This window comes from Bacillus sp. ISL-51 (assembly GCF_018613535.1).
Taxonomy (GTDB): Bacteria; Bacillota; Bacilli; order Bacillales; family Bacillaceae; genus Bacillus.
On the sequence record NZ_JAGGQB010000002.1, the window covers coordinates 1 to 23,819 of the forward strand.

Here is a 23,819-nt window from a genome sequence, read left to right on the forward strand (position 1 = left end):
CGCCAGCGTTCGTCCTGAGCCAGGATCAAACTCTCCGAGGGTGTGCAGGATGCGGATCATGCATGTGTCGTCACATGACGTGATGAACTTAACATGCGTTCCTTTCCTGCTTTTCTCGTCAGTTTGACTGACTACGCACATCGCTGTGCGATTTATTTAAAACTTTGAATTAACAGGTACGTTTTGTCTTGTTTAGTTTTCAAAGATCATTTCCGTCTCATCTTGAGGCGACTTTCTCATTATAACATTTTGACAAACTAGTGTCAAACGTTTTTTTCTTTTTATTTCTCCGCCGCCGTGTGCTTTTTGTTAAAGCGCATCAGCGACGTTTAATAATATAACATGGTTATGATTCAGCGTCAACATCTTTTTTAAAAGAATATCCACGATGATAAACCTCTTGCCCTTTGGTATCTATTTGACAAACTTCAATCAAGCCCTTTTCTGTCAGGTAATCGAGCATGACACCGAGGTCTTGGGTGAAATGAAGAAGATCGGGATGCTGAAGCAGTTCTCCAAACTGCCACATTTCTTTTTCTTTCATTACTTGATAGAGGTGGGCCGAACCGATCTCTGCTTTCGAATGAATCAGAAAATCATTTGCCAAGAATAATAATTCGAGTCTTTTCTCCAAACTTTCACGGCTCTCTACAAGTTCGGAATATAACTTGTATACTTGCGGCTCGATATGACGGACCTGATTCCACACTGTGGTTTCAGGATAAAAACCTCTGTCAATCACTTCTATGCGGGCCAAATGGTGCAGCGCGTGAACAACCGCATAGTATGCATCAAGAAAGTGATTGGCTTCAAAGAAAGCTTTTCCTTCCACATATCTTCTGATCAGCTTGCCGTATTCCATTCCGATTTTTAATTTACGTTCGGCAAATGGAAATGTATTAAGCCGGTCAATAAGCTCCGCAATATATTCGTTACGGTCAAACAGCACCTTTCCGTTTATGATCCAATCTATGATTCTTCTATTCGTGCCGAGCAAAATCCATTCCTGCAGCAAGGCTTCCGTTACAATATGTAAAGAGGCTGTTTTGTGTTCCAATTCATAATGTTTTATAAAAAGCGGCTCTTCAGCCTGTTTGACAATGACGAGCATGACCGCATCAAAGTTATCAGTGATGGATGATGCTTTGCTCCTTCTTTCAATCATAAGGACGGCCAGCGTATCGGGATGACTTGCTCTTTCTTGGTAAATTGGACGGAGAAGATTGTCCATTACGATTCCTCCAATGCGATTGTTTCACTAGCTTTTGCTTCTACATTTCTATGATAAAACATGAAAGTCCTTTTTTCTAAACACATTGCACTATTATAAACAATTTTCCTTCCGGCTTCCATATATATTCTTCCCTTTTCTTACGAAAACATGAAGAATATGCCATTCACTTTATGCTATAGTTAAACCAGAGGGGGATGGACATGGCGAAATACTCCAGCAAAATTAATAGAATCAGAACGTTTGCGTTAAGTTTGGTTTTCGTTGGGTTTATCATTATGTACATCGGATTGTTCTTTAAGCAGTCTGTTTTACTTGCCAGCTTGTTTATGATTCTTGGCCTGTTATCCATCGGCCTCAGCACCGCCGTTTATTTTTGGATCGGCATGCTGTCGACGAAAGCGGTCCGGGTGGTATGCCCCGCTTGTGAAAAAGAAACAAAAATTCTGGGCAGGGTCGATATGTGTATGCATTGCAGAGAGCCTCTCACATTGGATAAAGGATTGGAAGGCAAAGCATTCGATGAGGCATATAACAGAAAAAACAGCGTGAAATAAACAAAGCTGACCGTATCAAAGCGGTCAGCTTCGTTTAATGGTTTTCTTTTTTGGAACACTCTTGGCAGACACCGTAAATCTCCAATCGGTGGTGGCTTACCTTAAAGCCTGTTACGTGAGCCGCAAGCTGTTCCACTTCGTCAAGCCCCGGATAATGAAAGTCCACGATTTTACCGCAATTTTCACAAATGGCGTGATAATGGTCTGAAGTGACAAAGTCAAATCTGCTGGACGCATCACCGTACGTCAGCTCCTTTACAAGTCCCGCTTCCCGGAATACACGCAAATTGTTATAAACTGTCGCAACACTCATATTAGGGAATTTCCCTTCCAAAGCTTTATATATATCGTCTGCTGTCGGATGAGCCATAGAATCCACGAGATATTCCAGAATCGCATGACGTTGAGGAGTAATTCGGACTCCCGTATCCTTCAACGTGTCTAAGGCTTCTTTTAATTCATGTGCAGCCATCCGTCATGCACCTCTCTTCTAAAAAAGATTCTTACTTTATAATGTTTATAATTAGTGTACATCTTTTACCGGTTCCCTGTCAAATGTAATCTGAAGGAAAGCCCGGGATTTCAAACGTTTGTCCATTATTTTGCCGCAATTTGCTCCAATTCGCGAAGAGCCTCTGCGACATGGTCTTTTACTTTTACCTTTCTCCATTCCTTCACAAGACGGCCTTCTTTATCTAATAAGAAAGTGGACCGTTCAATTCCCATGTATTCTTTCCCGAAATTCTTCTTCAGTTTCCACACATCGAAAGCTTCTGCCAGTTTGTGCTCATCATCTACAAGAAGCTGAAAAGGAAGATCATGCTTCTCTTTGAATTTTTCATGCTTGTCCCGGCTGTCAGGACTTACCCCGATTATAACTGCGTCAAGCCCCGCGAAGCTTTCGTGCTGATCGCGGAAATCGCACGCTTCAGTCGTGCATCCCGGCGTCATGTCTTTCGGGTAAAAATATAGAACAACGTACTTTCCTTTAAAGTCAGTCAATGAGACCTCTTCTCCGCTGTCGTTTTGCAATTTCATATCCGGTGCCGTTTGTCCGATTTCAATAGCCATTTCTTGTACCTCCGGGTTTTTTTATTAAGCGTATCCAATTCACGGCAAGATTACAACCGTTATCCCCTCGGATTTAGATTGGCCTTTTTTACGGATTTGAACCGTTGTGCTCGTATTGAAGCATGCTACAATAGGAAATGACGTAAGGAGATATTAGGAGGGTCATTTTTGTATACAAAATCAGCTGAACTTCATAACGAAGCGTTAAAACATATCGTCGGAGGGGTGAACAGCCCGTCCAGATCTTATAAAGCAGTAGGCGGCGGTTCACCCGTTGCGATGGAGAAGGGAAAAGGCGCTTATTTTTGGGATGTCGACGGGAATCAGTATATTGATTATTTGGCGGCTTACGGTCCTATCATTACAGGCCACGCGCACCCGCATATTACGGAAGCGATCAAGAAAGCCGCTGAAAACGGCGTCCTGTACGGCACACCGACAAAACACGAGGTAACATTCGCCAAAATGCTGAAGGAAGCCATCCCTTCACTCGACAAAGTAAGATTCGTGAACTCAGGAACAGAAGCGGTGATGACAACGATCCGGGTCGCGCGCGCTTATACCGGGCGGACGAAAATCATCAAATTCGCCGGCTGCTATCACGGCCATTCTGATTTGGTGCTGGTGGCTGCGGGTTCAGGTCCGTCTACTCTCGGAACGCCGGATTCCGCCGGTGTACCGAAAAGCATCGCCAATGAGGTCATTACCGTTCCTTTCAATGATATTGAAAGCTATCAGGCAGCATTGGATAAATGGGGTTCAGAAATTGCGGCTGTGCTCGTCGAACCGATTGTCGGCAATTTCGGCATCGTTGAACCTAAAGAGGGCTTTTTAGAAAAAGTGAATGAGTTAACCCATGAAGCGGGCGCGCTTGTCATTTATGATGAAGTCATCACGGCGTTTCGTTTTATGTACGGGGGCGCGCAGGATCTCTTGCAGGTTAAGCCTGATTTAACAGCCCTCGGAAAAATTATCGGAGGCGGATTGCCGATCGGCGCTTACGGCGGCAAAAAAGAAATTATGGAGCAGGTTGCTCCGCTCGGCCCTGCATATCAGGCCGGAACGATGGCCGGAAACCCCGCATCCATTTTGTCAGGGATTGCCTGTCTTGAAGTGCTGAAGGAAAAAGGCGTATATGAGCAGCTTGACAAGCTTGGCGCCAAGCTTGAAAAAGGCATTCTCACGCACGCCGCGGCACACGGCATTACAATCACCGTCAACCGTTTAAAAGGCGCGCTTACGGTTTACTTTACCGATGAAAAGATAGTCAATTACGAGCAGGCGGAAAATACGGATGGAGAAGCATTTGCAAAGTTCTTCAAGCTGATGCTGGAGCGCGGCATCAATCTTGCACCGTCGAAGTATGAAGCTTGGTTTATTACAACCGCCCATACTGAAGAAGATATCGACGCCACTTTAAAAGCGGTCGAAGACACATTCAGACATATGAAAAAATAACTGCTGAAACAAGCGGGAGCCCGGGGCTTCCGCTTTTTCTTTTTGTCCGATTTGTGAGATAATGGTTTTTTCAAAAAAAGACCTTGAATAATTGGTTTGATCCCTGTATATTACTTTATTGTTTAGCAAATTAACTGACAGGGAAATGTAAGTGTCAGCCGTTCGTTCGGCACATAATTTATTAGAGAAAGGAATGCACGCACAAACCAATGAAACTTGGTGCCCGCATTTTTAAAACAGGGATTGCGATTACGCTTGCTCTCTATTTAGCATCATGGATCGGATTGCCTTCGCCGATCTTTGCAGGGATTGCAGCCATATTTGCCATACAGCCCTCTATTTACAGGTCTTTTCTTATCATTATTGATCAAGTACAGGCAAATATCATCGGCGCTATTATCGCTACGGTGTTCGGGCTGATTTTCGGCCCCAGCCCGATTATGATCGGATTGACCGCGGTGATTGTCATTACGATTATGTTAAAACTGAAAATCGAACATACCATTTCGATCGCACTCGTTACAGTCATCGCGATTTTGGAAACACCCGGAAACAGCTTTCTGACCTTCGCTTTAATACGAACAAGCACCGTTATTTTAGGGGTGCTCTCTTCCTTTATCGTGAATCTTGTGTTTCTTCCGCCGAAATATGAAACGAAGCTCACTCATCATACCGTAGAAAATACGGACGAGATCATGAAGTGGATCAGGCTGACCATGCGGCAGTCGACAGAGCATTCGATCTTGAAAGAGGATATCGAAAAGCTGAAGGAAAAAATGATTAAGCTTGATCAGACGTACCTTCTTTACAAAGAAGAAAGAAGCTACTTTAAAAAAACGACCTATGTGAAGTCACGAAAGCTTGTTTTATTCAGGCAGGCGATTATTACGGCGAATCGGGCGCTTGATATGCTGAAAAAACTGCATCGCTACGAGAATGAAATTTATCATATGCCTGAGGAATTTCAGACGACGCTTACAGAGGAACTCGATTATCTGCTTCACTGGCACGAACGGATTTTGATGCGGACGGTCGGCAAGATCAAACCGCATGATGATTCAGAAGAAGAAGGCATACGATATAAACAGCTGCTGACGAAATCTTTCTTAAAAAACCAGCAGAACTGTGAGGATGAACTGCTCGATTACAATATGCTCAGCATTATGGCGGCTGCGGCGGAATACCGCGAACAGCTGGAGCATTTGGATACATTGATCACTAGTTTTCAAACGTACCATCCGAAAGACAGTGAATTAGAAACAGAAGATGAGTAACCCGGTGTCAGAAAAACCGGGTTTTTTTGTATAAAAAAATCTTATACCGCCGAGCGGCGATATAAGATTTGGGGGTCAATTTAAGTTTTGAATGGTAAATAAATGTCTGTATTGGCTGTCCTGCCCCATCAATTCCCCGTGTGTGCCGGTTTCAATGATGGCGCCGTTTTCCATGACCACAATTTTATCTGCATGTGTAATGGTGGACAGCCTGTGGGCAACGATAAATGTCGTCCGGTTTTTCGCAAGCTTGTCCATCGCTTCCTGAATGTAGCGTTCACTTTCAAGGTCAAGCGCCGATGTAGCTTCATCAAGAATCAACAGCGGCGGATTTTTCAAGAATACCCGTGCGATGGAGATGCGCTGTTTCTGTCCGCCTGACAATTTAACGCCCCGTTCGCCGACCCGCGTCTCATAGCCTTCCGGAAACCCCATGATAAATTCGTGGGCATTTGCCGCTTTCGCCGCCGCAATCACTTCATCCAGAGATGCTTCCGGCTGGCCGATCGCTATATTTTCCCGAATAGTTTCGCTGAACAGGAATGTGTCTTGAAGCACCATCCCCACTTGATTGCGGAGGCTTCTCGCTTCATAGTCGCGAATATCAATGCCGTCAATCAGCAAGCTGCCGCTTGAAACGTCGTAAAACCGCGGAATGAGGCTTACGAGCGTCGATTTCCCGCCGCCGCTCATGCCGACGAGCGCTATTGTTTCTCCTTTTTTCACTTGCAAGGATACGTCCCGCAATATGTTTTCTTTTCCTTTTTCATAGCTGAACGAAACGTGCTGAAATTCGACTTCGCCCTTGATTCCGTCCGCTTTTACCGCATCTGGTTTATCGGTTAGCTCATACGGTTCATCGATAAATTCAAACACGCGGTCCATGGAAGCGATCGACTGGGTCAAGGTAGTTGAAGAGTTAATCAATCTTCTGACCGGATTGTACATTCTGTCGATATACCCGACGAAGGCAACCATTGTTCCGACTGTCAGCGGCCCGTTGATGACAAAATAGCCGGCAAATGCGATGACAATAAGGGGAGCCAAATCCGTAATGGTATTCACAACCGCAAACGTTTTTGCATTCCAATTCGTATGACGGATCGCTTTGTTCAGAAAATGCCCATTCTTTTCATCAAAGTTTGCTTGTTCATAATCTTCGATCGCAAAGCTTCGTATGACCGGCATCCCCTGCACCCGCTCGTGCAGGTGGCCCTGAACTTGAGCAAGAGCCTGCGACCGCTCTCTTGTGAGCTTTCGCAAACGGCCGTAAAAATACTTAACTGAAATGCCGTATAAAGGGAATAAAATAACGGATATCAGCGTCAGCTTTATATCGAGAGTCAGCATGATACAGATGACAATCAAAACGGTCATCATATCGAGCCAAATGTTCATCAGCCCCGTAATGACAAAATCTTTAGTCTGCTCGACATCGTTTATCACCCGGGAAATGATTTCACCCGTTCTTGTATTGGCGTAAAACCGCAGGCTCAGCTTTTGAATATGGTCAAACAATGCCGCTCTGATGTCATAGAGCACCCGGCTGCCCGTCCATTGCGCAAAATATTGCCGATAATACTCTACCGGAGGACGCAGGACTAAAAACAGCACGAGCATAATGCCCATAATGGTGAACAAGGTCGATGTTTTAGCGCTTGCCGTGCCGCCGCCTTGAATAATGTCATCGACCACATACTTTAACAGCAGCGGAAGCGCAAGCGGGATGGAGAATTTTATGATTCCGATCAATACTGTGATAAAGATTTGTTTTTTATAAGGTTTTACAAATTGCATATAGCGTCTGATTACGCCCACACTTTATCCCCCTCTCTCTTTAAGGCGTGTGAGCCCATGTGAAAAACCTGTTGACCCGCCAACAGGTTTTTTTCGTATTCTTTATTTTGTATAGCGCAGATACCGTTCATACCACATATCAACAAATTCCGGAGCAAACGGCCCTTTCCGCTGATGAATCCAATGAAGCAGCGTATTTAAATATTCTTTCAAAATGCTGTCGATTTCCTTAGGATAATTCATTGTTTTGCGGTGATCGTCATACTCATCTTCGTCAAGAATGTTATACGTCATATCCGGAAACACTTTGACATCCAGATCGTAATCAATATATTTAATGGCCTCTTCGTCGCAGGCGAACGGTGAACTGATGTTGCAATAATAGTGAACCCCGTCATCTCTCAGCATCCCGATGACGTTAAACCACTGCCTCGCATGAAAGTAGCAAATCGCAGGCTCTCTCGTCACCCATGTCCGGCCGTCGGATTCCGTTACCATTGTCCGGTCGTTTGCTCCGATAATGCACATTTCCGTACTTTTTAAAATCGTCGTTTCGTTCCAAATTCGATGAAGCAGCCCGTTATGCTTATAGCTGTGAATTTGAATGGTTTCTCCTTCCTTGGGATATCCCATATTTCTCCCCTACTTTCTGTAAAGCCCTGCAGTCATTGCAGCCGCAATTGCTTTCCGACAAGTCTTTTCACTATTATACCGTTACGAATTAAAAAATGAAAATAAAAGAACCATCCCGCTTCCGGAATGGCACATTCATCTTTGCACAAAGGAAGACGTCTTTTCTGTGCTGCGATAGGATCGGATGACCTGCTCTGTCTGCCTCTGGAATAACTCCTGTATGCCAGCCAGATCTTTTCGCTTGGTTGCGATTTCGTCCTGAACATTGTCCAGTTTTGCATCTCTTTCCAAACTGATGAGTTCCGCTTCGACTTGCCTGCATCGGTCAAGTTCTGACTGCAGCTCGAGAAGCTGATCCATGATCTTCATCTGTTCACTTACAAGCTTTTCAAACTCTGACATCGGGTTCCTCCTTGAGCTTTTGAGTTGATACTACATACCATTTCGATTTTCAGGAAGAAATCCCTTTGACTCATTCTGTAGAGGATTCACAAGTTTTGTCGTTTTCACACAAGAAAAAAGCACTTCCACCCGAAGATGAAGTGCTTTTCTGTTTCAGTGATTAGCTGTTTTGTTGTTTGTTTTGTTCAGCTGATTGGTTTTGCTTTTTAACCTGCTGTACATCAGTTTCACTGCCGAATTCAGTGCCGAATTGACCCTGACTGGAAGCTGATTGTTGGTTTTGTTTTTTCACTTGCTGAACGTCTGTTTTGCTGTTGTTTAAGTTTGCCATTGTTATCACCTCCACGCCCATTAGAATGCGCAGGAGGCAATACGGCTATTCATCTTTTTTAAAAAATTACACGAGCAGGGAACGGCCGCCGTCAATAATGATGGTCTGTCCGCGGATCATGTCCGCTTTTGAGGAAACTAAAAATTCAACCGTATCGATCATATCTTTAATTTCGACCATTCTGCCGGCAGGTGTATTTTGGCGGGCATCTTCTAACAGTTCCTCTCTGTTCGGGAAATGCTTCAGCGCATCTGTGTCAATCGCTCCGCCGGAAACGGCATTCACAATGATATTTCTCGGAGAAAGCTCTACCGCCAGATAGCGGGTTAATGATTCTAACGCCGCTTTTGAAACCCCCACTGTCGTGTAGTTTTCAAGATAGCGGATGCTGCCTAACGAGCTGATGCTGACGATGTGGCCGCCCCCGGTTTTTTCCATCAGCTTTGCCGCTTCTTGCGCGCAGAAAAGCAATGCTTTTGCGTTAATATTCATCGTCCAGTCCCAATGCGTTTCTTCAAGCTCCATAACGGGTCTCAGCACGCCTGAAGCCGCGTTATTGACGAATACGTCGAGTCTGCCGAAGGCTTCGTCGATCTGGCGGAACATGTCTTTAATTTTTGCCGGCTGTCCGACGTTTGCTTTAATCACCAGCGTTTTTACGCCGAGCTTTTCGATTTCTTCGGCAGTTTCTAATGCCGCTTTTTTGCTTCGGGCATAATTGATGACGATGTTGTATCCTTTTTCCGCCAGTCTGAGCGCGGCGGCTTTTCCGACTCCGCGGCTGCTTCCCGTGATAAGTGCGCATTTATTTTGTTCCATTTTTTCCTCAGCTCCTTGCTGCGTATAGTTCTTTGCATTCAACAAACAATAAAAGCAATAACTGTTGAAAGGGGTCTTCTTTTATGTATGTCGGACGTGATATAGGCGAATTGGCCATGATGTCAAAAAAAGATTGGAAGGACTCGGAACTTGCCTATTTCCATCAGGCCTTCCAGCAAATTATGCCGTATTTAAACGAGGAAGGCCAGTCCAAATATCGGGAACTGGTACAGGAAATCGAAGCGCGCGGCGGGCTGAAACGGAATGAAGCAGATTACGCCCACGGCACGCGCGTCACCTATGATTGAACGCTGTCCGCCATTTTCCAAATCTTTTGATGGGAAACGGGGAACGCGTATTCCTCGAGTTCTTCTTTTGTGACTTGTTTTAATTCTGTTGGATCCGACACTTGTTTTACTTTACCGAAAAAGACAGAAATATTCCATACAAGATGAGTGAAAACATGTTCAACGATGCCTTCCAGTTCACCGATTTCCGCTTTTACGCCCATCTCTTTTTCCAGAAAGGCTGCAAGCTGCTCCCTTTCCGTTTTTATTCCTTTTTGGGTTTCTGTGTTCGGGAATTCCCACAGGTTGGCGAGCAGTCCTTTTGACGGCCGTTTATGGATAAAGATCTTATCTTGTTCGTCTGTCAGGACAACGGCTGCCATCGTTTTGATTCCCGGCTTTTTCTTTTTGCTTTTGACTGGCAGCTCCCGCTCTGTCCCTTCTGAAAATGCCGAGCAATGATGCTGCACGGGACACAAAAGGCAGGACGGCGATTTCGGTGTGCAAATGATGGCTCCAAGCTCCATCAGGCCCTGATTAAATTCAGATGGTTTTTCATGTGAAATAAATGCCTTCACAGCCTGCTCAAAAATCGTTCTTGTTTTAGGTTTGGCGATATCGTCCCAAATGGAAAGGATTCTTGACATGACACGCATCACATTGCCGTCTACGGCGGGGATTGGCTTGTTGTATGCGATGCTGAGCACGGCTCCTTTTGTATAAGGGCCGACTCCCTTCAGGCCGCCAAATTCCTTTTCCTCAGCGGGAACAACTCCCCCGTATTGCTCGTTGACTTCTTTTACAGCGGTTTGCAGATTTCTGACACGGGAATAATAGCCTAACCCTTCCCACGCTTTGAGCACTTTTTCTTCATCGGCTTCGGCGAGAGCCCGAACGGTCGGAAATTGCTCAACAAACCGCTGAAAATAAGGAATAACCGTTTCTACGCGCGTTTGCTGCAGCATGACCTCTGACACCCATACCCGATACGGATCCTGATTTTCTCTCCACGGCAGAATTCTCTGTTCTCTTTCGAACCATGTAATTAAGTCCTCACGAAATTTGTCTATGTCTTTTTGTTTCATTTTTTCTTCAAGTGCGTTCATATCTTCTCCTCAGATGTTCGCGTCCCGCTTTTCTTAAAACCGTTTTTTGGTGTACACTAAGGGCACATCACGATAATATGTTACATTAAATAGAGATAAAGAAAAAGCGGAAACATATGAGAACGGCTGATACACACGCTATGATTGGGCAAACAGAAAATGGGGAATATCTTATAATGCGAAATATGCAGGCTCACTGATTTTTCCACCTGCAAGGAGGTCACCAATGGATACTGGCACTCACGTTGTCATGGGCATCGCGCTTGGCGGACTCGCTACTCTTGATCCTGCCGTCGGCATGCATACCCCCATGTCTCAGGCAGTCATGATCGCCGCGCTTGCGGGCTCTCAGGCACCTGATATTGATACTGTGTTAAAGCTGAAAAATAATGCCGTTTATATACGAAATCACCGAGGCTTCACGCACTCTATTCCCGCTGTTTTGGTTTGGTCGCTTCTGATTCCGGGCATTTTGTTCTTATTTTACCCGGAGGCAAACTTATTGCATTTGTGGCTGTGGACGCTCCTGGCTGTCGTATTGCATGTGTTTGTCGATATTTTCAACGCTTACGGAACGCAGGCCCTCCGTCCTTTTTCGAAAAAATGGGTGGCGCTCGGTTTAATTAATACCTTTGATCCGTTTATTTTTATCAGCCATTTGGCCGCGATTGCCGTGTGGTATATAGGCGGATATCCGGGCATTACGTTTTTGATTCTGTATATCATTCTTGCCGGATATTACGTCATCAGGCTTTTGATGCAGCTGCGGATTAAACGAAGGCTGCGCGAGATGATTGAAGAAGATATTGAAACCATCATTATTTCGCCGACGATGAAGTTCAGGCAGTGGCGGATTGCGGTGACGACGGCGCACGCCTTTTATGTCGGCAGAAGCCTTGATGGCCATGTGGTGATATTAGATACATTCAACCGTGTCCCCGTTCCGGAAACGGATGTGATGAAAGCCGCGAAACAGGATGAAAACATCGCAGCCTTTCTTTCTTTTTCTCCTGTGTACAGGTGGGAGATTGATACATTTAAAGATCATTATGAGGTGCGTTTCATCGATTTGCGCTACCGCAGCAAAGGCCACTATCCTTTTGTCGCCATCGTGCATCTCAGCCATGATTTAGAACTTCTCTCCTCTTACACGGGCTGGATCTTCAGCGAGGAAAAACTCCAGAAAAAATTAAAGCTCGGCTCTGTTTAAGAGCCGGGCTTTTTTTGCCGTCTTGCATATATGACAGCAAGAACGAGGCTGATGACAGAAACGGCTGAAGCCGGTTTGAAATAAGGCGGATAATAGGTTAGTTCAATGTCGTTTTTCCCTTTTTGCGCCTTAAATCCGATAAAGGCATAATCCGCTTTTTCAACCTGCCCTTGTTTGCCGTTAATCGTTAGCTCCCAGCCTTTTTCATACGGAACAGGAAGCATGATATACGGCGCGCCTGCCGTATTTTGATACGAAATATGCAGTTTATTTCCGCGCCAGCTGATGTCAGCCTGTTTTTCTTTTCCCGCTTTTTTGTAAGCGCTTTTGAGCGTCTGGTAATTTTCTTCGTACAGCGCAAGGCTGTCAAGCTGATAGGTTCCTTTCGGCAGCCGGATATTAATTGTTTTTGTTTTCGGCACTCTGATGGTGAGGTCATTGACACCTGTTTTGTAAATGGATTTATTCGATTTTCTCGTTGTGGTATAGTCGTTCACCTTTAATGTGAAGCCTTGGTCTTTCGCCTTGTTTTTCAAATAAAAGCTGACATAGTAATCTCCGGCGGATTTTGATGGTACGTGCGGGTTGATCTTCAGACCGCCGCCTTCCCCGTTTACCGTCAGTATGCCGTTATGATAATCCGCATCCTCGGCTGTCACGCTTGAATTGTGAATCAAATTCTTTACCGTCGGGGCTTGTTTCATTTTTTCTCCTCCGGATTCGGTTATAATTCCGTCAAGCATCGCCCGTTCCCGTACAAGCGGAGGCGCTTTCTCCAGATCACGCTCCTTATACACATGATCGGCTGTCCGGACAAACGGAAGCGTATATTGGTTTTGATAAACCGCGTAGCGGGAGGACTCCATGACTTTTGTAAAGCCGTACGGGACGTTGGCTTCGTTTGTTTTTTCCGTCATATAATATTTCCCGTAAAGCAGGCTGTATAAATTCGACCTGTTCCCTAAAGTCGCATAGCGGCTGACGCTTTCTCTGCCCATGTCGATTTGGAGGTCATTCCAATAAAAAGACAGCAGATTGCGGTTTAAAATGCTGGAGTATACACTGAACCCGTTGAATCCGTATATGATCGGCGTGTTATTGAAAACGCCGTTCATCCAATCCACGCGCGCGTAAGGGTCAGGGTCTTTTTTTTGCAGGCGCTGAATGAGCCCGGATTGCTCACTGCCTTTATAGTCAGCACCTGTCAGAAATGCGTTTGACACCGTATACAGTTTTCCGCCTTCTGACAAAGCGTACTTTTCATATGTATTTGCCGTAAGCACAGCCGTCAGGATAACGATGGCGTAAACGGCCGGGATCGCCCGTTTCAGCGCAGTCTTTGCGGCCAAAAGCGCCGCAATGGTCAGCGCCAGAAGCAGAATAATAGATAAATTGGCCGGCTCGGTAATATCCAGGCTGTGCCGCCTCACATTATTCCAATAAAGCATAATGACAACCACGGCCGAAACCAGTATATCCTTCAATCTTACTTCAGAAAGCTTGGAAAGCCCGGCCGCAGCCGTTCCAGCGACCGTAAAGCACAGGACGTATTCAAACCTGTTTTGCGGAGCTGAAAATCCATTAAAGGCGCTTGCTGCAAACGGGCTGAAATGAAACAGAATATAAAGCAGGCTGATCCCTGCAAACAGGCGGAACAAACGATACTTGTATAAAGAGATTGTAAATAAGAAAAGCAAAAAAATGGCCGGCAGTATGATAATCCGGCTTGAGAATAAAATATTATCGGAAAAATCGACCCAATCGATATGCTGTGCATACTTAGGGCGCAGATTATTCAGATAACCGTACACGACAGGAATAAAGGACACCGCGCTTATGCCGAAGCCGAGCAAGCCGGACAAAATAAATATTCTGCATTGGGCAAGCTTGCCCGTCTCCGCTTCCTCAAAGCGGATCATCCATCTGAATAAAATGTAGATACCGATAAAAATCAGGTTAATATACGCAAAGTAAAAATTGTTGATTAAGGTCAGCGCGCAGGCAAATATAAACCACGCGGGCTTTCGCTCCCTGATAATTTTTTCTGCTCCGTAAACGAGCATCGGAAGCCACAGCATGCTGTCTGTGAAAAAGTCCCAATAAACTTCGTGCCGGAAGAAGATAATCGAAACGCCGTACAAAACGGCGCCGATAAACGCGGGCACCTGCTTTTTGACGAGATAACGGAAGACACATGCCGCTGTGAAGATAATAAAACTGAGCTTGGCTATGCTGATATAGACAGATGCCTGAGCCCAAAACAGCACGTCAGCCTGCCCCGTCAAATGAATAAGCTGTAACATGCGGACAACGGAAGAGATACAAAGAAAAAGAAAAGAAGTAGAAAAATAATAGCCGAGCTGGCTGTACACTCCCCCGCCCAGTCCGAACGAATAGCTGTAAAACAGCCGGCCATGCATGTATTGTTCAAACAGCAGTTTTTTGAACACGGCCATTTGGGCAATTCCGTCTCCCGAGCCCGTCATATAGCGCCCGTCCGTCCACTCTTTCAAAAAGAAAACATGGGCAAGCACCGCGATGAGCACACTGGCCGCAAACATGATCATATTCGCTTTTTTCATAAAACCTCTCCAGCCTTGGCACAGAGCGGAGCTGCATCAATGGTTCCACTTGCGCTTTTTTGTATAATTCGTTTCATTTTGATCTCCGTATGTGATATTCGCTTCTTTAATTAAATAGTGGGGGCGTTTTTTTGTTTCATAATAAATCCGTCCGATATATTCCCCGATAATGCCAAGGCTCAAAAGCTGGATGCCTCCCAAAAACAGCACGGCGGAAATAATCGTAAAATACCCCGGAACAGACACACCATTTGTAAGAATGTGAATAAAGGTGGCCACAATGTACACAATCGACAATAGCAAAATCAGAATGCCGGTAAAAAAACAAATTCTCAACGGTTTGTTATTAAAGGAGACGACGCCGTCCATCCCGTAGTTGAACAGATTGCTGAACGACCATTTGGACGTGCCGTTTTGCCTCTCGACATTTTCATAAAAAACGATTTTCTGATCAAATCCGATCCAGCAAAACAGCCCTTTTGAAAAACGGTTCCCTTCACTCAGTTTCAGGAGAGCGTCTACAGCCTGCCGGCTCAGGAGGCGGAAATCTCCGACCCCGTCACGCAAATCAACTTCAACCGCTTTGTTGATAAATTTATAATAAAGTGAGGAAAGCACAGAACGGACGGGGCTGTCCCCTTTTCGGTTGCGCTGGGCGATAACTTGGTCGTATCCTTCTTCATAGCCTTGAATGAAGTCTTTCAGCAGATACGTCGGATGCTGCAGGTCCGCATCCATCACGATAACCGCTTCGCCCTGCACGTGCTCGAAGCCTGCCAAAATAGCAGCTTCTTTCCCGAAGTTGCGGGAAAAGGATATGTATTTGACTCGATGAGACCTCGCGGCCAGTTCTTTTATTTGCTGAAGTGTATCATCCGCGCTACCGTCGTTGATGTAGAAAATTTCATAGTCATAATGAATCGTTTGAAACTCTTTCTTTAATGATTCATGAATGAGTTTGACATTGTTTCCTTCATTGTAAGACGGAATAATAATTGAGATTAACCCTTGTTTCATGAAGGCACCTTCTTTGTATTATTCTTTTTAATATGGCCTTAAAGGAATTGTCCACAAAACTTCAGTAAGGCTATTCCTTTTTTAAAAGTCGTTTAAACCTTTATTTTGTTACAGGGCATGATAAATTTTTCACTTCATGGTTATATATTTTTATTTTGTCATCTTTTCCTGTATATATGAGAAAAAAAAGAAAAAGTCTGTACGGCATACAGACTCTATCCTTGCAGGTATTCATGAATCAGGCGGTTGACGATGTCAGGTTTTTCATGATTTACCCAATGAGAGGCATCATCGATAAAAATTAATTCACCGTTTGGAATCTGTCTTCTTGTTTCTTTGGCGAGTTTTTTGCTTAAGGCGCGGTCATTCACGCCCCAGATTAACCGGTACGGGATGGGCATTGCAATCGGCACGGCCGGGCCAAGGCCGCCGATCCTGATCGCTCTGTACCAGTTAAGCATAGCCGTGAGTGCGCCTTTTCTGGCCCAGGCTTCTTTGTAGTTATGAACATCCTCACAAGAAAAGAGCGACGGACGCTCGGATAAGCCGATGGCGTGATCCAATACGCGGTAGTTGTCTTCTGATAATCTTCGTTCGGGTTTTTCAGGAAACTGGAAGAAAGCAATGTAGGAGCTTTTTTTCCATTGCGGCGGATAAAAAGGAGTGACCTTCCTCATGACCGCCGGATGCGGAATATTGACTGTAATCAGTTTTTCAACGTATTGCGGCCGGGTGGATGCCAAATGCCAAGCGACGGCTCCTCCCCAATCATGTCCGATGACAATGGCTTTTTCATTAGTAAAATGCGTGATCAGACCGATGATGTCATCTCTTAACGTATCAATCACATAGTGTCCGATGCCCGCCGGCTTGTCACTGAGATTGTAGCCGCGCTGATCGGGCACAACCACATGATATCCGGCATCCGCAAGCGGTTTGATTTGGTTCTTCCAGCCGTACCAAAATTCCGGAAACCCGTGCAAAAGCACAGCCAAAGGGCCGTCTTTCGGGCCGGAAGAAGCAACGTGAAGCGTAATGCCGTTCGTTTCTATAAATTGAAAAGTGATGTCATTCATTCCGCTCTCCTCCCATGCTTTTCAGGCTTCTTTCTGTCATTACAATGGTCAATGCACAAGCTGCGGCCAAATAAGTGATCTGAAGGATCAGACTGAAGGGCTGATTGATTGAAATGAATCTATCACTTGCAACCCCCGCCGCGGCCGCAAAAAGACCGAGTATGATCATCAGGCTCGCGCTGAAGCGATTCCCTTCTTGCCATTGTCTTCCGTTGGACATGGAGCGCCTCGTCCGATAGCCGTACACGCTGTTTATCGACCTCGGAGGAAAGCATTTGGCCAAGATACCCGCGACCGCCATCAGCATGCCTCCGATAAAACCGACCATAAGACCACTCTCCTTTTTAAGTCTTACGTAAGGAAAGGGAAAATGTTTCAGAAAAAAAGCAGGCAGATGCGCCTGCCTACTTACTTATTTGGCTTACATCCGCTGTTTTTACGTAGCCTGCTTTTCCTCCGTATGTTACGTACGCCCATTTCCGGTCAAATCCGCCGTTCTTACTGAATCCCCAGCCGAGCAGCGTCACCGTTTCACCGGCTTTAATCGAATCCGTTTTTCCGTTTTCGAGAGTCGGTGAATAAAAAGCGGTTTGTTTCGCCGTTACTGCCTTCGCCGGCTGCTTCATCAGAAAATGAGTTGAGATATAGGCTTCCTGCCCTTTGTATTCAATCTTTGCCCAGTCTGCGCCTTTAAACTGTTTAATCTTTACGGCATCCTCTGAGCGGAGCGTTCCTAAAATCTTCCCCTGTGTATTTGGTTCTGCACGGACGTTGAGTTCTCCTGCTTTGATGATATATGTATCTGCCGTGCTGTCTATTTTTGTTTGCTGATTCTCTAATGCATTTGCTGCCGGATCAAAAAAGACGGTGCCCGCCGCTAAAAATAAGCAAAGTCCGGCGGCTGGAATAAATGCGGTTAACCCTTTTTTCATGTTCATTTCGGTTCCTCCCCGCTATTTAACAAGTTATTAAACGTTTCCACATTCAGCGAATGATCAAACATGATTTTCCCGATTCTTTTGTAAAAAATGAAAAAAGCCCGCCGGATGTATCCGGCGGACCGATATATTAATGCAGGAGCCCCCTGCTTTGGTCCAAATAATGAGAAACGTCTTCCCGCATGCTTTGGAACATGTGAAGCTTGCTGCCGTAAGATTCAATCCATTCCTTGACGACGCGTTCTGTCATTTGCTCTCCTTGATAAGGGCGTCCCGCTTTTGCATAAGTCGCTTCGAAATCTCCCCATAAAAGCTCAACCCAAGTCCGCGCTTGTAAATAGCTGAGCGTTTCATTTTTCTCAAGCAGCAAATTCGTCAGTTTATCGATATATGTATTCATGTCTCTGTCTCCTTTCCTTGGGAAAACCTGCTGCTTTTACACAGCATGTCATAGGCATATACTAACTTTACGTCTTCAGTTCAGAAGGCGCAACCTTTTGATATTGGCCGAGGGGGAAAACAAATGGTCCGGAACAAAGCAAAAGGATTTCCTAATCAAAACAATAATAAGTTTGAAGGCGAACCGCGGGCAAAGGATGACTTCGCTTCGAAGCGCGCGGACGGATCGACGAATACGCACCCGCAAGAGCGGATGAGGGCATCCGGCAGACGATAAGAAAAACAGTGTAGAGACTGGGATTGTATCCCGGTCTCTTTTTGTGATAAAAAAATGCTCTTCAAGTCATAACGCCGCAATAATTCCATAATATGTTAAATGTTGAGCCGAAAGTTGGTAGACAAATAAAGGGGGCGTTTTATAAAATGAAGGCAGTTTTTAAACAATTATTGAGCTTTTCCGTTATACTTCTGTCGGTCTTATTATTTACAGCTGCAGCTGAAGCTAAAAGCAATCCGCAAACATCTGTATCCAGCAGCGGTGAGGAGTTTGAAGTTAACCATAACGGACCGTCAAAAACACAGCAGATTTCTCCAGCGTTTGAAGGAACCGGCCGGACAAAAGGACAGTTTACAGAAAACAGCCAAGTAAGCCTGAAATCATTGAAGCCTTCCAGTATTATAGGAACCGACGAGCGAATCAGAATTTCTCCTACGACATCATTTCCTTACAGCGCCACCGTTCAGCTGACAGTCAAATACAGCGGCAGCTCCAGCACCTTCGGATGTACGGGATTCTTCGTCAATCCAAATACGATTGTGACGGCCGGACACTGCGTCTATGATCAGGATAACGGCTGGGCCTCAACGATCACAGCGGCTCCGGGGCGCAACGGGTCGTCATACCCTTACGGCTCATATTCCGGCACGAAGTTTTACAGTGTCAAAGGGTGGACAGAAAGCGGAGATACCAACTATGATTACGGCGCGATTAAAGTAAACGGCTCACCGGGAAACAATAGCGGCTGGTACGGATACCGGACGACCAACAGCTCCAGTCCCGCAGGGCTTTCCTCATCTGTAACGGGATACCCTTGCGACAAAGTGTCCGGATCGATGTGGTCAGACAGCAAGCCGATTCGTTCCGCTGAGACCTATAAGCTCACCTATACAACAGATACGTTCGGCTGCCAGAGCGGGTCGCCCGTTTATCACAATTACAGCGATACAGGCCAGACTGCAATCGCCATTCATACGAACGGCGGGTCGTCATACAATTTGGGAACAAGGGTGACAAATAATGTATTCGACAACATTAAATATTGGTCAAATCAATAAAAAGGTAATCCTCTTCATCTTTGTGCTGGTTTTATTCGGCTGCAGCAAGGATGATGATTCCGCCTCCGATCAAAAGGCGCCGCCTGTCACTTTCCACCTGGAGGACGCAGACGGTTCACCGGCAGATGGAGTAACGGTCACCGTTGTGAAAGCGCCGAAGTCAGACCAAGAGCCGAATATAGAGCGCGGAGAGATATTAGGCAAAACCGATCAAAACGGCGATATTCAGTGGAAAAGCGGCAGGAAAGGAACATATGCCGTCGCTTTTCAAACAGATGAGATGTCAGAAACCCGTAACGTTACCTTATCAGACCACCATAAAAATACTGTGATTAACTACAAACTGAAAACATACAAACAAGGCTGAAAAAAAAGCTTGCCGGACAGACATCACCGGCAAGCTTTTTTCACCCTTTATGAACTTGGTATTCATATACGTCTTTTTTCTCTGACTGGCGGGCAAAGGCTGAGAGCACGAGTCCGAGCGCCGTCATCAGGGCGCCGCCTGCAAACAGCCATGAGTAAGATCCTGTTCCGCTCAGAATCAATCCCCCGATCCACGCGCCGAGAGCGTTGGCAAGGTTGAATGCGGAAACGCTCACCGCTGCTGCAATGGTTGTGCCGCTTTCAGATGAAGAAATGACCTTTGTCTGTAAAAGCGGCGGCGTGCCGAATGCGCATGCGCCGAATAAAAATGTCGCTGACACGGCTGCGGCAGGAAAGACGGCGACATACGGGAAGATCGCCAATACGCCGATTAAGCCGATCATGACGCCGATCATCGTGCGCGTAAGCAGGTGGAGCGGCACTTTTCCCGCAAAGAAATTACCTGCCACGCCGCCCAGACCGTAAGCAAAGAGAGCGCCCGTGATGCCGACTGTGCCGAATCCGGCTGAGTTTCTGAGAATCGGTTCAATGAACGTGTAAGCAATAAACACGCCGGAATACCCCAAAATGGTGATGGCAAAGGAATAGATCACTTGCTTATGCTTAAAAACACTCCATTCATTCATCAGCACCGGAATCACTTTCGGTTTTCGATTCGGAACGGTCATCATCAGGCCGATAAATCCGATGATACCCAGAACAGTAATAATGGAAAAGACAGCTCTCCAGTTAAGCGCATCCCCTAAGTAGGAGCCGAACGGAACGCCGAGCATCAGCGCTACGGTTAAACCGCCGTTCATGGAAGCCGCTGCCGCCGCGCGTTTTTCAGGCGGCACCATCTCGCTTGCAAATACCATGGCAATCGCAAAAAATGCCCCGTGAATTGAAGCGGATAAAACTCTGGAAATCGCTAAAACAGCAAAGTTAGGCGCGAAAACACTCATCAGATTCGCAAGGACGAAGATGCCCATCAATCCGAGGAGCACCGGTTTTCTAGGCAGTTTGACTGCAAAAATCGTTACGATCGGGCCTGTCAGGCAGACGCTTGCCGCATAGGCTGTGACAAGCATGCCCGCTGAAGATACATGTATATGAAAGTCATCGGCAATCGACGTCAGAATACCCATGACAGCATATTCCGTATACCCGATGGAAAAGGTGCAAATCATTAACACAAAGATGATCAATTTAACAGATGGCTGCTTCTTTTTGATATTCAACGCAAATCGCCTCCTTTTTGATAAAAAACAACGAATTCCATCTTAAAAGATATTTAAAGTGAATTCAATTATTTTTTACTAAAAACTGAAACGAATGTGCTGAATAGAAAAAGAGGCCGAGCGGCCCCTTATGTTATCTTTTTTCTTGTAAAACGGAAATCGGCAGCGCCTCTTCTTGTTCCGGCGAAGAAGTTCTGTATCCCCAAGCAAAAACACCGTTTAGATATTCGATATGGAATGCGGCATCCGAGCCGTCTATATGATAAACCGTGCCGGGAATGAAATCTTCCGGGTTCAGCATGTAGGCTTTTGCCATCGTGATTTTCCGTTCAAGCACCGCCAGCTCGTTTACAATGCCCATCTGTTCTGCTTTTCTTGCTTGTTCAGTCAGTCCTGCGATTTCTGTTTGTAATTCATGAGGCGTCATATGGCTGTATCGTTTTTCCATGTAGGCTTACTCCTCTTCCTGCAAAAATTGGTCAATGTTATCAAGCGAAAATCCTTTTCTGAATAAGTATTGCTTTACCTTCATTCGGCTTTCATAAGAACCGTCGTAACGATATTTACGAATCGCTTTTTCGGCATGCGCCTTTAAGGCTTCCATTTCGGCTTCGTCATCATTTTCGTATTCGGTCTGCTCCAGAGCTGCATTGATGACGTCGAAGGAAAAGCCCTTTCGCTGCAGCTGCATTTGCGCCCGCTGTTTTATCTCTTTCGTTGACAGCTTTTTATCTTTTTTCAGTACTTTCCCAATATGTTTGAGCGCTTCTTGAATCTGTTCATCGACTGTGAATTCTCCGAGCGTCTCCTTAATGGTATCGTCGTCTATCCCCTTCGTTTTCAGCTCGCGGAACAGAACGTCAGGCCCTTTGCCGTTTGTTTTTTTGTGGGTGCTCGCATAAGCCGCAGCGAACTCTTTGTCATTTAAATAGCTGTAATCGTACAGCTTGCGGATGACTTCGGTAATCACCGTGTCCGGTGTTTCTTTTTTCTTTAAATGGTCTCTCACTTCTTTTTCTGAGCGCATCCTGTACGATAAAAATTCAACGGCTCGGTTAAAGGCTTTTTTCATATCATCGCCGTGCTGGATTTCAAGGATGTCTAGCTCGTCCACTTCTTTTCCTTTTTTCAGATCAAAGCGGACGAGCACATCCGCGTCAACGCTGAATGCATATTTCTCATCGAGAAAGATGTTAAAGCGTTCGGTATTTTTCTTTTGCGTCGATATTTTCGTAATAAACGGCATCCCGGTCTCCTTTCCCGCCAAGTGTTCTGGCGTTTTTCTTTTATTGAAATGAGGTAAAGTATATCTATACATGTGTAAGGAGAGATGGATATGAATATCGCGATGACAGGCGGCACCGGTTTTCTCGGCCGGCATCTGACAGATGTGTTTATCCGGCAGGGACATCATGTCTTTATTTTATCAAGAAAACAGAAAGAAACCGAACAAAAAAATGTGACATATGTTCAATGGCTGGCTGTGGGTGCCGCACCTGAGCGAGAGCTTCCCCCTATTGATGTATGGGTGAACCTTGCCGGAAAATCCATCTTTGACCGTTGGACGGACAATACGAAAGAACAAATTATCTCGAGCCGTGTTGAAGCGACAAGGGAAGTCAGACGGCTCATTCAGCATCAGCCGGAAAAACTGCAGGCGCTGATTCAGGCGAGCGCGGTCGGCATCTACGGCACCAGCAGGGACAAAACGTTCACTGAGCAATCTCCAACGTCTGATGAAGACTTTCTCAGCCATACGGCTCATATGTGGGAGCGGGAAGGCCAGAAAATAGAGGCGCTCGGCATCAGGACGGTGTATGCCAGATTCGGCGTGATGCTCGGTGAAAAAGGGGCTCTTCCGCTGATGGTTCTTCCTTATAAGCTTTTTGCAGGAGGCACGATCGGCTCAGGACGCCAATGGCTATCATGGATTCATGTGAAGGATGCGGCTCAACTCATCTCCTATGCGGCGGAGCATGGCGAGATCTCCGGACCGATGAATGTTACGTCACCCAATCCCGTTGAAATGAAACAGTTCGGGCAAATGATTGCAAGCATTTTGCACCGCCCTCACTGGATTCTCGTTCCTGAATTCTTTTTGACCAAGGCATTGGGTGACATGAGCCTGCTGATCGTAAAAGGACAGCGTGCGCTTCCTGAACAGGCGATGACGGCCGGTTTTCGATTTACGTATGCAGAGCTTGATTTCGCCTTAAAGGAGCTCTTATCTGCATAAAAACGGTAATAAAAGCCAATCCTAATGGTATTCTGTTTGAAGGAGGTCTTCTTTTATGGAAAAGAAGCGCGAAAAACATCAGCAGGGAGCCAATCTGAAAAAAATGCAGGAAGTTCTTTATTCGGGTGAATTCAAAAAGGCGGAAAGAGCAGCCAAGCGGAAGTAAGCTGCATAAACATCCGGATATGACAAATACTATATTTGTTTGATATCACTTTTTAGGGGGCATTTGATATGGGCAGAAATCATACTCACAAAAACCGTGATAAAAACAAACAAAAGCTTCCTCAAGTTCCTGACGCTCTGAAACGCGAGACTGACGGCACGTATGAGGAATATTCAAGCGAGCTTGCTGATTCCGCCGACCGCGAAGCGCAGGCGAGAATGAAAGCCGCTGACAACAGAGCCAAAAGCAAAACACGCTAATGACAAAATCCCCGCCTCAACAAGAGC

At 45.7% G+C, this 23,819-nt stretch carries 28 protein-coding genes and 1 pseudogene; 11 read left to right on the forward strand and 18 right to left on the reverse strand.

Annotation, left to right across the window (positions count from 1 at the left end; genetic code table 11):
* Window positions 1-346: 346 nt before the first annotated feature.
* Entirely contained in the window at window positions 347-1,231 is an 885-nt protein-coding gene (locus tag J7E26_RS00140) for a nucleotidyltransferase-like protein (protein WP_214800349.1), read from the reverse strand.
* 203 nt (window positions 1,232-1,434) lie between these two features.
* On the opposite strand from J7E26_RS00140, the gene J7E26_RS00145 reads away from it, so the two are divergent.
* The gene (locus tag J7E26_RS00145; RefSeq protein WP_214800350.1) at window positions 1,435-1,788 is read left to right on the forward strand and encodes a YgzB family protein; all 354 of its coding nucleotides are present in this window, start codon (window positions 1,435-1,437) and stop codon (window positions 1,786-1,788) included.
* Between the two features lie 34 nt (window positions 1,789-1,822).
* Here J7E26_RS00145 and perR read toward each other — a convergent pair whose 3' ends face one another.
* A complete protein-coding gene (gene perR, locus J7E26_RS00150; RefSeq protein ID WP_013351502.1) occupies window positions 1,823-2,260 on the reverse strand; it encodes a peroxide-responsive transcriptional repressor PerR in 438 nt (145 codons plus the stop codon).
* 125 nt (window positions 2,261-2,385) lie between these two features.
* Window positions 2,386-2,859 (reverse strand): thioredoxin-dependent thiol peroxidase, encoded by a 474-nt coding sequence (bcp, locus tag J7E26_RS00155; RefSeq protein ID WP_214800351.1) that lies wholly within the window; start codon window positions 2,857-2,859, stop codon window positions 2,386-2,388.
* Window positions 2,860-3,027: 168 nt separating this feature from the next.
* On the opposite strand from bcp, the gene J7E26_RS00160 reads away from it, so the two are divergent.
* Together J7E26_RS00160 and J7E26_RS00165 are read left to right on the forward strand one after the other, a co-directional pair.
* Window positions 3,028-4,317 carry a glutamate-1-semialdehyde 2,1-aminomutase gene (locus J7E26_RS00160; protein WP_214800352.1) on the forward strand — a complete coding sequence of 430 codons (1,290 nt, stop codon included), beginning with the start codon at window positions 3,028-3,030 and terminating at the stop codon, window positions 4,315-4,317.
* 209 nt (window positions 4,318-4,526) lie between these two features.
* Window positions 4,527-5,591 (forward strand): aromatic acid exporter family protein, encoded by a 1,065-nt coding sequence (locus J7E26_RS00165; RefSeq protein WP_214800353.1) that lies wholly within the window; start codon window positions 4,527-4,529, stop codon window positions 5,589-5,591.
* Window positions 5,592-5,666: 75 nt separating this feature from the next.
* Here J7E26_RS00165 and J7E26_RS00170 read toward each other — a convergent pair whose 3' ends face one another.
* The 5 genes and pseudogenes from J7E26_RS00170 to fabL form a co-directional block, all read right to left on the reverse strand.
* Window positions 5,667-7,409 carry an ABC transporter ATP-binding protein gene (locus tag J7E26_RS00170; RefSeq protein WP_214800354.1) on the reverse strand — a complete coding sequence of 581 codons (1,743 nt, stop codon included), beginning with the start codon at window positions 7,407-7,409 and terminating at the stop codon, window positions 5,667-5,669.
* Window positions 7,410-7,490: 81 nt separating this feature from the next.
* Window positions 7,491-8,021, reverse strand: coding sequence for a nucleoside tri-diphosphate phosphatase (ntdP, locus tag J7E26_RS00175; RefSeq protein ID WP_214800355.1), 531 nt, complete (start codon window positions 8,019-8,021; stop codon window positions 7,491-7,493).
* A 135-nt stretch (window positions 8,022-8,156) separates the two neighbouring features.
* Window positions 8,157-8,423, reverse strand: a complete 267-nt coding sequence (locus tag J7E26_RS00180; RefSeq protein ID WP_214800356.1) for a YgaB family protein — start codon at window positions 8,421-8,423, stop codon at window positions 8,157-8,159.
* Between the two features lie 160 nt (window positions 8,424-8,583).
* Window positions 8,584-8,736 (reverse strand): annotated as a pseudogene (locus J7E26_RS00185) (gamma-type small acid-soluble spore protein); the annotation flags it as partial.
* An 84-nt stretch (window positions 8,737-8,820) separates the two neighbouring features.
* Window positions 8,821-9,573 carry an enoyl-[acyl-carrier-protein] reductase FabL gene (gene fabL / locus J7E26_RS00190; protein ID WP_214800358.1) on the reverse strand — a complete coding sequence of 251 codons (753 nt, stop codon included), beginning with the start codon at window positions 9,571-9,573 and terminating at the stop codon, window positions 8,821-8,823.
* 83 nt (window positions 9,574-9,656) lie between these two features.
* Between fabL and J7E26_RS00195 the strand changes: the two genes are divergently transcribed.
* Window positions 9,657-9,881: a hypothetical protein gene (locus tag J7E26_RS00195; RefSeq protein WP_214800359.1), complete on the forward strand. Its 225-nt coding sequence runs from the start codon at window positions 9,657-9,659 to the stop codon at window positions 9,879-9,881.
* Here the strand turns inward: J7E26_RS00195 and mutY are convergent.
* Entirely contained in the window at window positions 9,872-10,966 is a 1,095-nt protein-coding gene (gene mutY, locus J7E26_RS00200; protein ID WP_214800360.1) for an A/G-specific adenine glycosylase, read from the reverse strand. The two genes, J7E26_RS00195 and mutY, sit on opposite strands and share 10 nt — an antisense overlap.
* Window positions 10,967-11,192: 226 nt before the next feature.
* Here mutY and J7E26_RS00205 point away from each other — a divergent pair, with 226 nt between their 5' ends.
* Window positions 11,193-12,176, forward strand: a complete 984-nt coding sequence (locus J7E26_RS00205; RefSeq protein ID WP_214800361.1) for a metal-dependent hydrolase — start codon at window positions 11,193-11,195, stop codon at window positions 12,174-12,176.
* On the opposite strand, the gene J7E26_RS00210 is transcribed toward J7E26_RS00205, so the two are convergent.
* The 6 genes from J7E26_RS00210 to J7E26_RS00235 form a co-directional block, all read right to left on the reverse strand.
* Window positions 12,173-14,758, reverse strand: coding sequence for a YfhO family protein (locus J7E26_RS00210; RefSeq protein WP_214800362.1), 2,586 nt, complete (start codon window positions 14,756-14,758; stop codon window positions 12,173-12,175). The two genes, J7E26_RS00205 and J7E26_RS00210, sit on opposite strands and share 4 nt — an antisense overlap.
* 36 nt (window positions 14,759-14,794) lie before the next feature.
* Window positions 14,795-15,775 (reverse strand): glycosyltransferase family 2 protein, encoded by a 981-nt coding sequence (locus tag J7E26_RS00215; protein ID WP_214800363.1) that lies wholly within the window; start codon window positions 15,773-15,775, stop codon window positions 14,795-14,797.
* Window positions 15,776-15,990: 215 nt separating this feature from the next.
* The gene (locus J7E26_RS00220; protein WP_214800364.1) at window positions 15,991-16,851 is read right to left on the reverse strand and encodes an alpha/beta fold hydrolase; all 861 of its coding nucleotides are present in this window, start codon (window positions 16,849-16,851) and stop codon (window positions 15,991-15,993) included.
* The gene (locus J7E26_RS00225; protein WP_214800365.1) at window positions 16,844-17,179 is read right to left on the reverse strand and encodes an SdpI family protein; all 336 of its coding nucleotides are present in this window, start codon (window positions 17,177-17,179) and stop codon (window positions 16,844-16,846) included. Before J7E26_RS00225 ends, J7E26_RS00220 begins: the two co-directional genes overlap by 8 nt.
* A 76-nt stretch (window positions 17,180-17,255) precedes the next feature.
* Entirely contained in the window at window positions 17,256-17,789 is a 534-nt protein-coding gene (locus tag J7E26_RS00230) for an SH3 domain-containing protein (protein ID WP_214800366.1), read from the reverse strand.
* Between the two features lie 130 nt (window positions 17,790-17,919).
* Window positions 17,920-18,189, reverse strand: coding sequence for a YfhJ family protein (locus J7E26_RS00235; protein WP_214800367.1), 270 nt, complete (start codon window positions 18,187-18,189; stop codon window positions 17,920-17,922).
* Between the two features lie 123 nt (window positions 18,190-18,312).
* Here J7E26_RS00235 and J7E26_RS00240 point away from each other — a divergent pair, with 123 nt between their 5' ends.
* The 3 genes from J7E26_RS00240 to J7E26_RS00250 all read left to right on the forward strand — a co-directional run bounded on the left by J7E26_RS00240 (window position 18,313) and on the right by J7E26_RS00250 (window position 19,890).
* On the forward strand, window positions 18,313-18,465 hold the full coding sequence (locus J7E26_RS00240) for a small, acid-soluble spore protein K (RefSeq protein ID WP_061520358.1): 153 nt from the start codon (window positions 18,313-18,315) through the stop codon (window positions 18,463-18,465).
* A 146-nt stretch (window positions 18,466-18,611) separates the two neighbouring features.
* Window positions 18,612-19,523, forward strand: a complete 912-nt coding sequence (locus J7E26_RS00245) for a trypsin-like serine peptidase (protein ID WP_214800368.1) — start codon at window positions 18,612-18,614, stop codon at window positions 19,521-19,523.
* The gene (locus J7E26_RS00250) at window positions 19,486-19,890 is read left to right on the forward strand and encodes a DUF2606 family protein (RefSeq protein ID WP_214800369.1); all 405 of its coding nucleotides are present in this window, start codon (window positions 19,486-19,488) and stop codon (window positions 19,888-19,890) included. The genes J7E26_RS00245 and J7E26_RS00250 overlap by 38 nt, the downstream gene beginning before the upstream one ends.
* 40 nt (window positions 19,891-19,930) lie before the next feature.
* On the opposite strand, the gene J7E26_RS00255 is transcribed toward J7E26_RS00250, so the two are convergent.
* The 3 genes from J7E26_RS00255 to recX form a co-directional block, all read right to left on the reverse strand.
* The gene (locus tag J7E26_RS00255) at window positions 19,931-21,124 is read right to left on the reverse strand and encodes an MFS transporter (RefSeq protein WP_214800598.1); all 1,194 of its coding nucleotides are present in this window, start codon (window positions 21,122-21,124) and stop codon (window positions 19,931-19,933) included.
* Window positions 21,125-21,263: 139 nt separating this feature from the next.
* Window positions 21,264-21,578 (reverse strand): YfhH family protein, encoded by a 315-nt coding sequence (locus J7E26_RS00260; protein ID WP_214800370.1) that lies wholly within the window; start codon window positions 21,576-21,578, stop codon window positions 21,264-21,266.
* Window positions 21,579-21,584: 6 nt separating this feature from the next.
* A complete protein-coding gene (gene recX / locus J7E26_RS00265; RefSeq protein ID WP_214800371.1) occupies window positions 21,585-22,376 on the reverse strand; it encodes a recombination regulator RecX in 792 nt (263 codons plus the stop codon).
* Between the two features lie 90 nt (window positions 22,377-22,466).
* Between recX and J7E26_RS00270 the strand changes: the two genes are divergently transcribed.
* From J7E26_RS00270 to J7E26_RS00280, 3 genes are all read left to right on the forward strand, one after another.
* The gene (locus tag J7E26_RS00270; RefSeq protein WP_214800372.1) at window positions 22,467-23,366 is read left to right on the forward strand and encodes a TIGR01777 family oxidoreductase; all 900 of its coding nucleotides are present in this window, start codon (window positions 22,467-22,469) and stop codon (window positions 23,364-23,366) included.
* A 55-nt stretch (window positions 23,367-23,421) separates the two neighbouring features.
* A complete protein-coding gene (locus tag J7E26_RS00275; protein ID WP_003155504.1) occupies window positions 23,422-23,532 on the forward strand; it encodes a YfhE family protein in 111 nt (36 codons plus the stop codon).
* A gap of 68 nt (window positions 23,533-23,600) precedes the next feature.
* Window positions 23,601-23,792 carry a YfhD family protein gene (locus J7E26_RS00280; RefSeq protein WP_003155508.1) on the forward strand — a complete coding sequence of 64 codons (192 nt, stop codon included), beginning with the start codon at window positions 23,601-23,603 and terminating at the stop codon, window positions 23,790-23,792.
* Window positions 23,793-23,819 lie beyond the last annotated feature (27 nt).